Here is a 12,796-nt window from a genome sequence, read left to right as displayed (position 1 = left end):
ACGAGGCGGGAGGGTGAGGGGAGATCAGAGGGTCTCGATTCACGCGGGGACCGTGACCATACCGTCCGCTTGTCCCCCTCCTGGCGTTGTGCTCAGGCACTGAGGATACTTCGCATCCCTGCGCCTAGCAGGGGGAATGCGCGGACTAATGATCCTAGTTGAGTCTTTAGGCTTTGACCCACAGTGGGCGTTGACGTTCTGGCTGCCTGACTGTGATGTGGCCACCGGGTTCTGGCGTGGTTGGGATCACCATTGCGGTCAGTTTGTAGTCTAAGGGGAATCGGTGTCCTTGCTTCATTCGCAGTTTGAGTTCAGTTTGGTTGGCATAGATGAGTTGGGTGATGCCGCGCCCGAGGATATTGAACAGTTCGCCTCCGGGGAGGTAGGGCAGCGGGAGAAAGTTACGGTCGATGGGGACGGACCTGGCGCCGGCTAACCAATTCAGAATGCCCGCAGGCGTGAGTAAGAGTTGGAGGTGTGCGCGGGAAAAAATGAATTCTTCTTCATGGTAAAAGGCTGCACAGAAGTGCATGACATTGTGATCTTTATAAAGGGGATGTTCATGCTCATGCGGTGTCCCGAAATCGAAGATTTCGACTCGGTCTACGCTGAGCGGAATTGTGGTGACGGAGGGAGGGTCATCCTGCTCTGGAGGTTCCGTGGTGGGGATGAGTAGTTCTTGGGTCGGTTGGGAGGGGGCAGCGATGGGGGTGGCATCGGGGGCTGGGACAGTCCCGATGTTGGTTCCTTGGATCCGAATGAGGATATCGGTCCGGATGTCCTCGGCATAGAGGGCGGCGCGGGTGGATCGTCGACTCAGGGCTTGTGCGACTTTGCGATCGCTGGCAATGTTCGGCCAATCCCGGGTGTAGAACCATTCCAATTCAGCCAGCAGATCGCGGATATGGTCGAGAGTAATTGGGGACCCCTCGGTGGGGTGGGGGCCTGTTCCGTTCTGACTGCCTGTCTCTGTGTGGTTCCCCATCTTCGTGTTCATAGATCCTCCGCAAGGAAACCCCTGACTTCAGTCAGGGGATGAGTCGGGGGTAGTTGACCTCCCAGCCGGTAGATATCGGTACAACCTATTACGTTCTGCCGAAAGGGGATGGGGAAGGGCTGATCTGTAGGTCAAATCGTTGAATGACCAGCTCTTGGCTGGCGACGTTGGCTTGGACGATAGCAACCGTCTGTTCGTCTGATGACTTTCTTGGGATGACAAATAAGACCGGAAGAAGCCAGAGTTTGGGACGCATGGGAACCACGTAGGGTAGGAGGAATGCATAAGTAGAACGGAGTCGCTCAGTGGGAGGGGAATGTGGGTGTGGATCCGGTGGCGTTGGGGTCGATGGGCCCCATGGTGTCGTCTGTGGACAGAAGGTAGTGCCCGATCACGGTCGGTTCGATTTTACTGATGGATCCAGACCATTCTAGGCGATTCGGTGTCAGGAGATTTGGTTCATCGTACTCTACATAAACACTACCGGACCATTCAAAGAATTCGCCATCATGAGGGATGGGAATCCCAAGGAGAGTCTCGATAGGGATGCTTGTGCCGGCCGCATGTAGTTTCCGAAGGTACGGCAGACAAAAGATCCCTCTGGCACCGATGGCGTAGGTGCTCCTTAATTGGATCAGCGTGAAGACAATGGTTTCGTTCTGGAAGACCTGGCTTGGCATGTCGGGTGATGCGCACTTAGGCGGGGACTTCTTCAGGTTCTTGGTCTTCCGCCGGATGTGATTCTGGCTGGTGGGTTCCTTTGGGAAGGAAGGTCACGGTTTGGGCGACGACTTCGTGTTTGCTTCGTTTCTGACCGTCTTCAGTTTCCCAGCGCCGCTGTTGGATCCGTCCTTCCACGATCACACTGTTTCCTTTTGTCAGATATTGCCCGCAATGTTCAGCTTGTTTTCCAAACACGACGATGTCGATAAAGGTGACTTCTTCTTTTAGTTCCTCTCCTTGTTTCCAGCGACGATTGATGCCAAGCCCAAACGATGCGATCGGCGTCCCAGATGGACTGAATCGTAATTCAGGGTTCCTGGTGAGATTGCCCATGAGCACGGTCTTGTTGAATCCTGCCATTGTAGTCTCCTTTCAAATTAGGTGAAACGGAATGGATGAATCGTGAGATGGCGTCGATGCCAAGAAAAGGATCTCGGAGATCGGTATGTGTCCGTGTCGAGGAGCCGCACTACGTTAATAACAAGCTTGCGGAGGAGTCGAGCGGCGCTCGCAGGTTGGACGAACGGCTGGGGGTAATGGTTCAGGATCTTGATAGTGGTAGAACGATCCGGGTTTGTAGGGGAGCACGTTCCAATTTCCCATCATCACGGCATCGCCGAGATCGCGGGTGTTACGCCATTCATCGTAGCAGGCGATGGGATCGGCTGTTTGAGCGCACACTTTTTGGATATGCCCAGGGCCTTGGGCTAAGCGTTGGACTAAGAGGAGTTGGATCAAGAGGGATCCAGGATCCATGCGATTATGATAACGAAGAATGGTCACTCCGGCAAGGGCCGATCGGGCCGATCGGGTCGCAGAAATCGAGGTCATAATGGGGCACGCTGAGTTCGCTCCGTGGAGGGGTTGACCCATTATAGCGTATGCGGCCTGGCGCGAGGACCTGGACATCAAGCGGACCTCGGACTTGTGCGCTGAATACCGCGCAGGGAATGTTCCCGAAGCGTGTCTCGTGATAGAGAAAGATTCTGGTGTGGGTTCGGTGTCCTTTGGCCCGGACTCGGTAGCGCTGGCCTGGTTGCAAGTGTTGGAGGGCTTGCGCCGTCATGAGGACCTCATTAGGTGTAAGTCGTTCTCAGCCAATTCTCGATGAGCCAGTCATGCTCGGCGGTTATCGCCTCGGATCGGGTCTGGAACGGGCCCAGGATGGGTCCTTGGGTCGGTCCAAGATCGGCCATCCATGTGTTGCTTGAGGTCGGTTCGACATGAGACGCTCGAGTGATGTGTGTGTGACCGAGGGTAAAGAGTGGTTGAAGAAGGTCATGGTAGATAAAGTGCAGGCGGCCGTCTCGGGTAATTTTAACTCTGTATGATGTCATGTTGGCTGACTGTTTCTTGATAAAATTCCGGCTTGATGGTTTGTTGTGAGGGCTGCCCAAGTGCGTCTTCTAAGCGTTTGGTGAGGGTGCTGCACGCGGCCCCTTGTCCTCCGACGACATCAACAGTCACGGCGCCGGATTTCTTGATCAGTACGCGGATCGTTGTCATTTCTAGGCTCCAATCTGTCCAAGTTCCAGTTCAATTGACCCATCTTCCAACTGTGTTTGATTCAGGACACAGTGATTCATCGCCGTCAGGTGACCGAGGGTGACTTCGAGAGCGTACGCTTGTCGGAGAAGTTCTCCGTCCTGGCCGATTCGGTCGGTGAGACCATAGCCGCCTTTCCAGAAGTCCCAATGTAGGGCATAGCCAGGGAGCCCGTCTCGTCGGGTGACGATCCCGATCTCGTATGCGTCCGGTTGGTTTGGAATTCGGATCGCATGTTCGCACTTCCCGATATCCTGGTTGGTGAAACCGGTGGGGAACGGATGGTCGCCGACCACGGTCCCGTACCAACGGTAGTTGGTTTGACCCATGACGAGTTCCAGACCAAGACGCGTGGCCGCACGGCCTAACGCGGCCAGGTCGCGGATGAGGAGATCTTTGATTTCGACTGTATGTGACATGAACTGGTTCCTTTCCTATGAGTGGTCAGGCGGTCAGAGCCGTCCAGAGGGCATCTATTGATGGGTATCGCAGATAGATTTCTGCTTTGGCAGTGTCAAATGTGGACATGGCCCAAGGTGTTCGGCTTGTGATGCAACATTCGCATTGATGGAAGAAGGTCTGAAAGGTGTTGTCGATGCGAAGCGCTCGACGTTCATTGCCGGATTCATCAAAGAGATGGAGAAGAATACTCGGTTGGGATTGGAGGACTTGTATTGCCCGAAGTCCGTCATGGTTCTGGTTACAGCCGTTCATCCAGCACTCGAACAATGTGTTCGTGGATGGTGCTCCAAGGCTAATCATGGACAGGACTACGACGGCCGAAGAGCTGTCAAATAATCCGTTGCGGACTCCGATTAAGGGCAGAGGGCCCAGTGTCTCAATGAGCGCGTGACTCGTTTTGATGAGCCATACCACTTGCGGGTGCGGAGTGGACTCTGTGTCGACCAGGTAGAGTGCAAAGGGGCCGGGGGCGTACTTGAGGAATTGCCGATAGGTGGTGCCGGTCATGTCTCCGAGTCTCCCAGGGTGTAGTTTCTCCTGATCGTTATATGGACCGAGAGAGTACTCCCCGTTTTTTCACGGGGCGTGTCCCACGTCGTTTCCGCTCTGGTGTCATGGTTTCATGGCGCGTCACATCCACGTAATGAAAGCGGCCGGCACAGTTTACACAGCGGATTGGTTTATCCTCTTGTGCGGTTAGGACGAGGAGGCCTTTGCATCGTGGGCAACGTGGCATGGACATGAATAAATCTCCTTGGGTGGGGCAACTATTGGATGTGGGAGCGGAAGATCAGCTGTCTTGAACGCGAGCTGCTGCCGCTTATGCTGGTATGGCGGCGACGGAGCTTTGGCTGGTTTGCCAGATGGAAGCATGTTTCATCTGACGCGTACGCTGTCGAACTTGAGTCACTCGAGTACGGTCATGCAGGGTCCAGAAACGGGTGAGGCGATCGAGATAGGGGTCTTTGAGCGATGTGGATGATCAAGAATGATGGTGAAGTCTGGAGAATGGGGACAGCTACTTATTGGAAGTCACCATATCTCGAATGGCGTTCGTCTCTGCCGGGTAAGCGCGTGAGAGGAGAGGTACCATCAGATGACGTGCCAGACGATGAAGACCAGGGGCGTATAACAATATGTCCCAATGGACAACTCAAAGCGGTCGGATACCTCTAGCAAGTAGCAAGCACAACCGATCTGCTGGCTGATCGGATGACGTTCAGGGTGATGGGATGAGTGGTCAGAAAGGCAGAGCTTGTTGTGAGCCTCTCTCAAGGTTGAGATGGGATTATTATTATCCAAGATAGCCAAGCTCGCGTGGTCGCTTGCTTGATGTCATGCGACTTTCGGACGGGTGATTGGGCGGATACAATTGTTTGCATTTAGCTGTAAGTGCATGCATAAGTATCCAGACATATGAAGCGCGTTGACCTGGAACGTCGAGCTGAAGCTGTTTTCCGCCGCCATCGAGGTGTGCTTCGGACCTCTCAGGCGCTGAAGCTGGGGATCCATCCACGCATTCTCTATCGCCTTCGTGACGCCGGGCGGCTTGTCTCTGTGACCCGGGGAGTGTACCGGCTGGCCGAACTGCCGGAGCCGAGCCATCCGGATCTCCTGGTCGTAGCGCGTCGAGTCCCTCAGGCGGTGATCTGTCTCATCTCGGCGCTGTCCTTCCATGATCTCACCACCCAAATTCCGCACGAAGTCCACATTGCGCTGCCTCGGCGGACCCGGTATCCACGGCTCGATCACCCTCCGCTTCGTGTGTTTCTGATGACGGGGGCCGCGTACGCTGAAGGGGTCGAAACGCATTCCATCGAGGGGGTCCCGCTTCGCGTCTATGGCCCAGAAAAGACAGTGGTGGACTGCTTTAAGTTTCGGAATAAAATCGGCATTGATGTGGCCGTCGAGGCGCTGCGACTGGCTCGTGAGCGGAAGCACGTAACGCCCCGTGGGCTGCTTCGGTATGCCCGTCTCTGCCGAGTTGAACGCGTCATGCGTCCGTATCTGGAGGCGTTGACATAATGGCCGGACCTCTGTCCAATCTTCCGGCATCGATTCATCAGCGGTTGCTCAATCAAGCCAAGGAGCAGGATCGGCCTCTTCAAGAGTTGCTCCAGTATTTTGCCATTGAACGATTCCTCTTCCGCCTCAGCCAATCGCCGCATGCCACCCGGTTTTATCTCAAGGGGGCGCTCATGCTTCGGCTCTGGGATGCGCCTCTGTCGCGCCCGACGATCGATGTCGATCTGATGGGGCGGCAGGCGCTATCCCAGGAAGAGCTGGCGCAGGTCATCAAGGACGTGTGTGTCCAAAAGGTGCTGGATGACGGATGCCTTTTCGAAGCCGCAACCGTGCGAGTCCAGCCCATTCGTCTTGAGGATCAGTACGGGGGCATCCGTGTCACGTTCATTGCCCATATCGGAAAGATGCGGCTCAACATGCAGGTGGATGTAGGATTTGGTGACGTCATCGTTCCAGGGCCAATTCCGATTGATTTCCCAGCGTTACTGGATTTTCCGTCACCCCATCTTCTGGCGTACTCTCCTGAGAGTGCGATCGCGGAGAAGTTTCAGGCGATGGTGATTCTGGATTCAGCGAATAGCCGCATGAAGGATTTTTATGACATTTGGCTGCTTGCCAACGCGCGTCCATTTGATGGCTCTGTCTTGAGCCAAGCGCTCGAGGCTACGTTCACACGGCGACAGACGACATTTCCGGATGAAATCCCCACCGCTTTGACAGATCGCTTTGTGAAGGATCCCATTAAACAACAGCAGTGGAAGGCCTTTGTCCGGAAAGGCCATCTTGTGGCGCAACAGGTGTCACTCAGTGAGGTCGTGGAACTACTTCGAGGCTTTCTCCTGCCTCCCATGCGAGCGGTTGCCAAGAGGGCGATGTTTCACCGTCATTGGCCAGCCGGCGGGCCTTGGACGTGACGTCGTGGCTCAACGTTCGGGCCACACATCAGAACAGATCATGGAGACGGTGTCGGGCGAGAAAAGAGCTTCATACATCATGCAAGTGGAACGATGTAAAAGGGAGCCATTTGCAGGATTTCCAATCAGCAGTAGCTGTTTGTTGTGGTGATCGAGGGTGTGAGCAGCAGGGGCTCTGGCAGCAAGATGAAGGCGGTCGAGCATGAGGATCTTCCCCCAATCTTCGGTCTGCCTGTCAGAAAACCATCCCGACCTCTTTGCGACCCCCCTGGTCAACAGGCCGCACGGAGGTTGGCCTCTACAGAGAGACTATTGACGTCCTGCGTCGTGGAGAGGGGGCTAAAGAGTGGCCGGATTCGCTCGGAATCGGCGGCCGGATTCAGCGGAATATGCAGGTGACTTCCAGCCGGACGGTCGTGAGAGTACGTAGGCAAGTGTTTCAGTGGATGCTTGCGTGGCCGTTTAGAAGCATAGTTTAGTCGGATCGACAAAACTATGCTTCAGCGTTCAGCATGCTTGAGTGAAACGGATGGGGAATAGACTGTGCTTTGGATTGACATCCGCCACGGTCTGAAGGCCGGGGTCTCCGTGCCGGGGGAAAAGGGGTGGAACCACTCGGTTTGTGACCGTGGGAAGGTTGCAGAGAATCCTGTCTTGAGCCATTGTTTTGCCGGCTACACGAACTTCCGACAAGCGATGATTCAGCGGGTAGGTTCTCTTATGGAGAGTATGCTTGTTGAGGATTATTTACTGCCGAGGATGGCGTTCTTGGCTGCCTTGGCGATACGGAACTTGACCACCCGCTTGGCCGGAATCTTGATCTCTTCACCGGTTTGAGGATTGCGTCCGATTCTGGCCTTCCGGTTACGGAGAACAAGCTTTCCTAGTCCGTTAATCGGAAAACCATTTTTGGCTTCTCGATAGGCAAGCCCGGCGTAGTCAGCAAGGAATTGGATGACGGCTTTTTTCGTCAAGCCTGACTTTTGTGCAAGATGATCGGCGATTTGGGATTTGGTTAAGGATTTTGCCATCGATAGACTCCTCGTGCGTTGTGTGTCGTACTTGTATAGGGATGCGGTGGTGGTGTCAAGATCGTAACAAATCGAGCAGGTGTATTCAGGAGAATGCTCTGCGGGTATGGAGCTATTCCATCTGTGACCCATGGGAAGGGACATCTTCTCCGTACCGTTGCCGTGAGATCCATTCATCGATCAACGCTCGTCGCTGTGCCTCATAGTGAGGGACACGGTGCCCAAGGATACGGATATCGTGCTGGGCATCAACGGTGCGTTTGGCGTGGGCGGCGAGCCATTGCCGTTGGCCTGGAGTCAGCTGCGAGAGAAATTCCTGCCGTACGAGCTCCTGGCGTTGCTCATGAATCTGCTGTAACAGGATCAAGTGGGCTTCGATCGTCTGGAAGGAGGGCATCGTGTCTTGGGGCATTGGCCCTGGATGGGGTGCCCGGCTACTTCCGGACCCCGCCGGCGTGACTTGCAGATGCGTGATGAGTGCCTCTGTTGTGGCGTGGTCAAACGTCAGGCGATAGATCGTGCCGGCAAAGGTCTGGGAGACGACGCTGATCAGCCCGCTCCGGAACAAGCCCTGCAAGCCATTGCGCCGGATGTGGTCGATTGAAACGCCGGTTCCGTGATGAATGTGGGCATAGCTTAACGGGGTGGTGTGCTCAGGGGTGTGCGGATGCCGGTGGGCCGTCAGGAAGGCGAGGAGTTGGACCTGTTTTGGATGGAGTGGCCGGGCTGCCGTGAGGGCTTGGACAAAGGCCGGGGTGATGGCGGTGCCAGGGGACCCCGGCGTGTCGGATGTGGAAGAACGACTGAGATCCGAGATCGGAGGAGCTTGCATCTCGCCTCGGTGGCCGATTTCACAGACGTAATCAAACGTGCACGGACGAAACTATACCGGAGGGTTCTTCGGGGTTGCAACAGCGAAAAACCGGTTCATGCACGTTTGATTACCTCACTACCATAGGGGTATGCGCTTCCCGATGGAGGCGGATCAGCTCGCGTTTGATGCGTCGGCACTCGGGGCAGGAGACCGGGAACTTCAGGCGGGTTCGGGAACGGATACTGGCGAGATAGGTGTGTTTGTTGTCTCGAGGACATTGCCACCAGACGATGAGTGCGGATCCGGTGGAGAAATTCGCCGGGGTGCGATCCTCGTTGAGATCCGGATGCCATTCTTTCGCCAGGTGCGGAAGTGTGGTGAGCAGCTGGTCAGCGCTGCGCTGTCGCGTACTGGTTTTTCGGATGCGATGGCCGGCACAATACGGGCATCCGCTCCGCCGTCGATTATTGACGGTGGTATCAAACACATGCGTCGGATCGATCGGACATTGCCACCACGCCCGATAGCGTGAATTGAGGGTGACATCGTGGGGGGTGAGGGCGCCGTTCTTTGTGGGATGCCACGTGGCGGCGATCGCCGGGGATGTGACGGCCAGCGTCCGGTTGCAAAACGCGATGCCCTGATAGGTTCTCAGAGCCAGGCGGCAGCGTCGGCAGCCGCTGTGCTTACTATAGCGGGATTTGAGCGAGGCCTGCCAAACGTGTGTGGGCATCCGGAGGCATTGCCACCAGACGGGAATGGTGGAAGCGGTGCTTAATCGGTCGAAGGTGAGCGCTCCGTTGAGGGTTGGGTGCCATTCCGCGGCCAGCTCGGGCAGCCGGTCGCTGAGCGAGGCTCGTCGTCGCTGTGGGGGGTTGGATGTCCGCATAGGTCCTATAGTGCTATTACGATCCGAGGCCGGGCCTTTCCGCTTAAGCGGACGAGGTCGGTACGAGCCAGCCCTGGTCGGCAAAGCTGACATAGCGGTTGTCGCCGACCACGACATGATCGAGCACCCTGATTCCCAAGAGATCTCCGGCTTGGGTGAGTCGCGCGGTGAGTGTGCGATCTTCTGAGCTGGGCGTGGCATCCCCGCTGGGATGATTGTGGGCGAGAATCAGACCGGCGGCGTTCATGAGGACAGCTGCCTTGAATGTCTCGCGCGGATGCACAATGGACAGAGTCAGTGAGCCGATAGAGATGGTATGGAGCCCGATGATGCAGTTCTTGCTGTCCAGAAGGATCGCGAGCATTTCCTCACGATCATGGCCGTGAAAGTAGTCGTGGAGCAACTCGAAGACGTGTTGGCTATGGGAGATCCGCCGAGCTGGGTACGGAAGCGAGGCTTCTCGAATGGCCATGAGCTTGATTCTGGGGATACGGGTCTGATGAACCGGATCGGGCAATGGAGGACCTGGCATCGGGGGTGCCGTGGAAAGAGCAGCAGTGGCGGTGGTGATCGTGTATCGGCTGGAACGTCTTGAGGGCATCGATTCCTCGCTGGATCAGCAAATGGGACATCACTGGCACTCGGCATGGCGTGGAGTCGTGTTGGAGAGGTTTCGCCCAGGAGTCTAGCCGGCGACGGACGGAGGCCCTTCGTGCTCGAGCGGGCCATGGGCAACGGGTGTCGTGTGGCTTATTGACACTCCCACGACTGAAGCCGTGGGCTTTCTGGCCTAAGCTTAGTAATGAGAGAGAAACCGTTCGGCGGCCGTGGCGCGGCGATGTTCCTGGTCGATCAAGCGTTTCGTGGTGCGGATATGTTCATGCCGCAGCATCTCTTGGACGGCCACCGGCGGCGCTTTTTTAGCCAAGGCCTGCTTGCCGGCGGTGTGCCGCAGGGAGAGGGGCGTAATGCCCGGCCGTTTGATCCCGGCGCGGCGCAAGGCGGCCGTGATGCGGCGTCGCATTTCTCTCGGCGGCATCGGCCGTTCGTCGTCGTCCGTGTACGTGGTGAAGAGGGGCGCGTCGGGAGGGTAGGCGCCGCTCGGATAGCGTCGCCGCAGATAATCATCCAGATCCTGTTTGAGCGACGCCACGATGAGCACGGGTTCCTCTGTCTGCTTCCCTTTGCTCTGTAGCGTCAGCCAGGCTTCTGTTCCATCCGGCCCGATGGGCCGGAGATCCTTGAGACGGGCCCGCGCCAGTTCCGTTTCTCGCGCGCCGGTTTTTAACATCAGCCGGCAGAGGACGGCGTCACGGTGCTGACTGAGTTTCTCACAGTCGAAACTCTGTAAGAGCTGTTTGATTTCCCGAAAGACTAACCAGTCGGTCGACAACTGGACCGGTTGGCGTGGGGGCACGACCCGCTGCCACGGATTGGTCTCGAGACGTCCTTGCGTGACGAGATACCAGCCCCAGCGTCGGAGGACGGCAAAATGGAGATTGTGGGATCGACTGGAGCCGGCTTGGTCCTGGAGGTGACGGGCATAGCGAAACGCCAATTGCGCGGTACAGAGTGGACGGGGGGTGAGGCCCGCCCACCAGGAGAGAAACCGCGAGAGTTTCCGCCGATAGGTGTCGAGGGTCTCGGCGGCGAGTTCGACCTCACAGGCCGAGAGATACTGTGCGACCCAGGTGGCAGCCTCGTCATAATCGAGGGCCGATGGGGGAGCCGCAGGGGAGGTGACAGACTGGTCAGGCATAGATCCACGCGCTACTGTGCGAAAGGGTTTTTAGCATAGGGTATCTATCGAGCCCTGGTATAACAAAATCTACCATTCCCCTACAAGCCCACCGCGCACCCGGAAAAGACCACCCTTCGCTTCACTGTCTCGGTACAGAGTGCTCTACCAGGGCCTTTCCTTGTATCGACACAGGCTCAGATCCAGGAGGCGTGACCTGGCGTCCCCGCCAGTGCCCAAGATGAGGGGCGATGGAGTACAAGAGACGGTACAGCTTGGCGAAGCGGCATGGAGCCAACGCGGACTGCGAGGGAAGGGACAATTAGCCGCAGGGTTATTACGAAGGGAGGGGATGATGCCAGGGAAGATCCGAAAGCGCTTCAATGTGTTGACTGCGGAAAACGATCACGCGGCCCGGGCATTTTCTGAGTATGTGCCGAAGGAATATCGGGATACCGCGCAGTACATCGATGTGCTGCAATGGAACATTGAGTGGTTCGGCGCCGGCAAGTCACAGGCGAAGGACCGTCAACGGTTCAACCGGGTGGTGGATATTCTGGAGGCATTCAATTCGGACCTGTTTGTCTTTCAGGAAATCGCGGGCCCCTCGAAAGACGGCCGGTATCCGGGGGTGTTGGATGCGGTCGCCGAGGAGCTCAATCGCCGCGGGGCCGGCGACTATGTGGTCTATTACACGGCCGCAGGCGGCGAGCAGCGGGTGGCGATGATGTGGGATCGGGATTGGCTCCGGTCGAAAGCAGACGTAGAAGATTTGTTTCCCCGCGGAGAGCATCAAAAACCCGGGAAGAAAGATCCCTTCGCTGGGCGAACACCCCTCTACGGCTATTTTACGGCGCGCATTCCTTCAGGATCCTCGGTACCCGTGCCGCCGGGGACGGAGAAGTTCGACTTTCAGGTCCTCGGCGTGCATCTCAAAGCGATGGCGGAGGGGGCGCCCCAACGGAAAGAATCGGCGGCGATCTTGGCGAACTGGCTGACGACGACGGCGCAGGCCACCGATTCAGACACGATGATTCTCGGAGATTGGAACGCCGCGCCGGATGCACCTGAATGGGCCCCGTTTCATGCGTTAGAAGATGATCCGGCAACGCCTGTGCATTTTCGTGACATTAACGATCCGAGCGATTACTCGTATCTGTGGCTGGCGAACCGGAGCAATCGGTTTCTCTCACGGATCGATTTAGCTGCGGTGACCTTGGCCTCGGCCGACCAGGTTGTGGATCAGCAGATTGCGAAGGTGGTGCAGTGGGTGCCCATTCAGGAAGCGTTGGCGCGGGCCGGGTCCATGAAAGATAAGGCTGTGGTGAAGGTGCTGCAAGAGGTCAAGGAAGCTGTCAGCGATCATTTGCCGACGTTGGCGCGCTTCTATATCAAACAGAAGTGAGAGAAGGAGTGAGGGATGTCGAGGCCCCGGCCGATCGGCGAGCGAGGGGCTATGGCTTGGCCACTATAACCACGCGGACCAGAAAGATCGGGGACGTGTTGCGGGTGGACTCCCAGCCTGGTGGTGGGATGGTGATCACGGTGCAATGGTCGTTGGCGTCCATGCTGTGTCTGGCATGACCCCGCCGATTCGCCGCCTGTTGCCTAAGGATCACAAGTTGGTCCGGACGAGGAGCCACCGTCAAGAGGTGTGT

The 12,796-nt window shown here is 56.9% G+C and carries 15 protein-coding genes; 4 read left to right on the top strand and 11 right to left on the bottom strand.

Translation table 11 applies throughout. The features are described from left to right. Positions 1 to 166: 166 nt before the first annotated feature. The 6 genes from H8K03_22570 to H8K03_22545 all read right to left on the bottom strand — a co-directional run bounded on the left by H8K03_22570 (position 167) and on the right by H8K03_22545 (position 4,234). Complete coding sequence (locus H8K03_22570) at positions 167 to 997, bottom strand: hypothetical protein (protein ID UVT22605.1); 831 nt, start codon at positions 995 to 997, stop codon at positions 167 to 169. Positions 998 to 1,693: 696 nt separating this feature from the next. Beyond that, positions 1,694 to 2,080 (bottom strand): single-stranded DNA-binding protein, encoded by a 387-nt coding sequence (gene ssb / locus H8K03_22565; GenBank protein UVT22604.1) that lies wholly within the window; start codon positions 2,078 to 2,080, stop codon positions 1,694 to 1,696. 114 nt (positions 2,081 to 2,194) lie between these two features. After that, positions 2,195 to 2,551: a hypothetical protein gene (locus H8K03_22560; protein UVT22603.1), complete on the bottom strand. Its 357-nt coding sequence runs from the start codon at positions 2,549 to 2,551 to the stop codon at positions 2,195 to 2,197. Between the two features lie 486 nt (positions 2,552 to 3,037). Next, positions 3,038 to 3,226, bottom strand: a complete 189-nt coding sequence (locus H8K03_22555) for a DUF2997 domain-containing protein (protein ID UVT22602.1) — start codon at positions 3,224 to 3,226, stop codon at positions 3,038 to 3,040. Between the two features lie 2 nt (positions 3,227 to 3,228). Then, on the bottom strand, positions 3,229 to 3,684 hold the full coding sequence (locus H8K03_22550) for a hypothetical protein (protein ID UVT22601.1): 456 nt from the start codon (positions 3,682 to 3,684) through the stop codon (positions 3,229 to 3,231). A gap of 25 nt (positions 3,685 to 3,709) precedes the next feature. Beyond that, on the bottom strand, positions 3,710 to 4,234 hold the full coding sequence (locus tag H8K03_22545) for a hypothetical protein (GenBank protein ID UVT22600.1): 525 nt from the start codon (positions 4,232 to 4,234) through the stop codon (positions 3,710 to 3,712). Between the two features lie 909 nt (positions 4,235 to 5,143). On the opposite strand from H8K03_22545, the gene H8K03_22540 reads away from it, so the two are divergent. Both H8K03_22540 and H8K03_22535 read left to right on the top strand, forming a co-directional pair. Then, the gene (locus H8K03_22540) at positions 5,144 to 5,752 is read left to right on the top strand and encodes a type IV toxin-antitoxin system AbiEi family antitoxin domain-containing protein (GenBank protein UVT22599.1); all 609 of its coding nucleotides are present in this window, start codon (positions 5,144 to 5,146) and stop codon (positions 5,750 to 5,752) included. Continuing rightward, positions 5,752 to 6,666, top strand: a complete 915-nt coding sequence (locus tag H8K03_22535; protein ID UVT22598.1) for a nucleotidyl transferase AbiEii/AbiGii toxin family protein — start codon at positions 5,752 to 5,754, stop codon at positions 6,664 to 6,666. The genes H8K03_22540 and H8K03_22535 overlap by 1 nt, the downstream gene beginning before the upstream one ends. Positions 6,667 to 7,409: 743 nt before the next feature. Here the strand turns inward: H8K03_22535 and H8K03_22530 are convergent. The 5 genes from H8K03_22530 to H8K03_22510 all read right to left on the bottom strand — a co-directional run bounded on the left by H8K03_22530 (position 7,410) and on the right by H8K03_22510 (position 11,159). Then, positions 7,410 to 7,697, bottom strand: a complete 288-nt coding sequence (locus tag H8K03_22530) for an HU family DNA-binding protein (protein UVT22597.1) — start codon at positions 7,695 to 7,697, stop codon at positions 7,410 to 7,412. A 112-nt stretch (positions 7,698 to 7,809) separates the two neighbouring features. Then, positions 7,810 to 8,529, bottom strand: a complete 720-nt coding sequence (locus H8K03_22525; protein ID UVT22596.1) for a hypothetical protein — start codon at positions 8,527 to 8,529, stop codon at positions 7,810 to 7,812. A gap of 109 nt (positions 8,530 to 8,638) precedes the next feature. Continuing rightward, positions 8,639 to 9,400, bottom strand: coding sequence for a zinc-ribbon domain-containing protein (locus H8K03_22520; protein UVT22595.1), 762 nt, complete (start codon positions 9,398 to 9,400; stop codon positions 8,639 to 8,641). 43 nt (positions 9,401 to 9,443) lie between these two features. Then, positions 9,444 to 10,001 carry a DNA repair protein RadC gene (gene radC / locus H8K03_22515; GenBank protein ID UVT22594.1) on the bottom strand — a complete coding sequence of 186 codons (558 nt, stop codon included), beginning with the start codon at positions 9,999 to 10,001 and terminating at the stop codon, positions 9,444 to 9,446. A 195-nt stretch (positions 10,002 to 10,196) separates the two neighbouring features. Beyond that, entirely contained in the window at positions 10,197 to 11,159 is a 963-nt protein-coding gene (locus H8K03_22510; GenBank protein ID UVT22593.1) for a tyrosine-type recombinase/integrase, read from the bottom strand. 211 nt (positions 11,160 to 11,370) lie between these two features. On the opposite strand from H8K03_22510, the gene H8K03_22505 reads away from it, so the two are divergent. Next, positions 11,371 to 12,543 carry a hypothetical protein gene (locus H8K03_22505; GenBank protein ID UVT22592.1) on the top strand — a complete coding sequence of 391 codons (1,173 nt, stop codon included), beginning with the start codon at positions 11,371 to 11,373 and terminating at the stop codon, positions 12,541 to 12,543. An 8-nt stretch (positions 12,544 to 12,551) separates the two neighbouring features. Further along, complete coding sequence (locus H8K03_22500) at positions 12,552 to 12,722, top strand: hypothetical protein (protein UVT22591.1); 171 nt, start codon at positions 12,552 to 12,554, stop codon at positions 12,720 to 12,722. The last annotated feature ends 74 nt before the right edge of the window (positions 12,723 to 12,796 follow it).

The organism is Nitrospira sp. (genome assembly GCA_024760545.1).
Taxonomy (GTDB): Bacteria; Nitrospirota; Nitrospiria; order Nitrospirales; family Nitrospiraceae; genus Nitrospira_D.
This window is presented reverse-complemented; position numbering and strand designations above follow the sequence as displayed.

Bases quoted from the DNA above. Each gene is read 5' to 3' on its own strand.
- H8K03_22570 (UVT22605.1), bottom strand. From the start codon at position 997: ATGAACACGAAGATGGGGAACCACACAGAGACAGGCAGTCAGAACGGA.
- ssb (UVT22604.1), bottom strand. From the start codon at position 2,080: ATGGCAGGATTCAACAAGACCGTGCTCATGGGCAATCTCACCAGGAAC.
- H8K03_22560 (UVT22603.1), bottom strand. From the start codon at position 2,551: ATGACCTCGATTTCTGCGACCCGATCGGCCCGATCGGCCCTTGCCGGA.
- H8K03_22555 (UVT22602.1), bottom strand. From the start codon at position 3,226: ATGACAACGATCCGCGTACTGATCAAGAAATCCGGCGCCGTGACTGTT.
- H8K03_22550 (UVT22601.1), bottom strand. From the start codon at position 3,684: ATGTCACATACAGTCGAAATCAAAGATCTCCTCATCCGCGACCTGGCC.
- H8K03_22545 (UVT22600.1), bottom strand. From the start codon at position 4,234: ATGACCGGCACCACCTATCGGCAATTCCTCAAGTACGCCCCCGGCCCC.
- H8K03_22540 (UVT22599.1), top strand. From the start codon at position 5,144: ATGAAGCGCGTTGACCTGGAACGTCGAGCTGAAGCTGTTTTCCGCCGC.
- H8K03_22535 (UVT22598.1), top strand. From the start codon at position 5,752: ATGGCCGGACCTCTGTCCAATCTTCCGGCATCGATTCATCAGCGGTTG.
- H8K03_22530 (UVT22597.1), bottom strand. From the start codon at position 7,697: ATGGCAAAATCCTTAACCAAATCCCAAATCGCCGATCATCTTGCACAA.
- H8K03_22525 (UVT22596.1), bottom strand. From the start codon at position 8,529: ATGCAAGCTCCTCCGATCTCGGATCTCAGTCGTTCTTCCACATCCGAC.
- H8K03_22520 (UVT22595.1), bottom strand. From the start codon at position 9,400: ATGCGGACATCCAACCCCCCACAGCGACGACGAGCCTCGCTCAGCGAC.
- radC (UVT22594.1), bottom strand. From the start codon at position 10,001: ATGCCCTCAAGACGTTCCAGCCGATACACGATCACCACCGCCACTGCT.
- H8K03_22510 (UVT22593.1), bottom strand. From the start codon at position 11,159: ATGCCTGACCAGTCTGTCACCTCCCCTGCGGCTCCCCCATCGGCCCTC.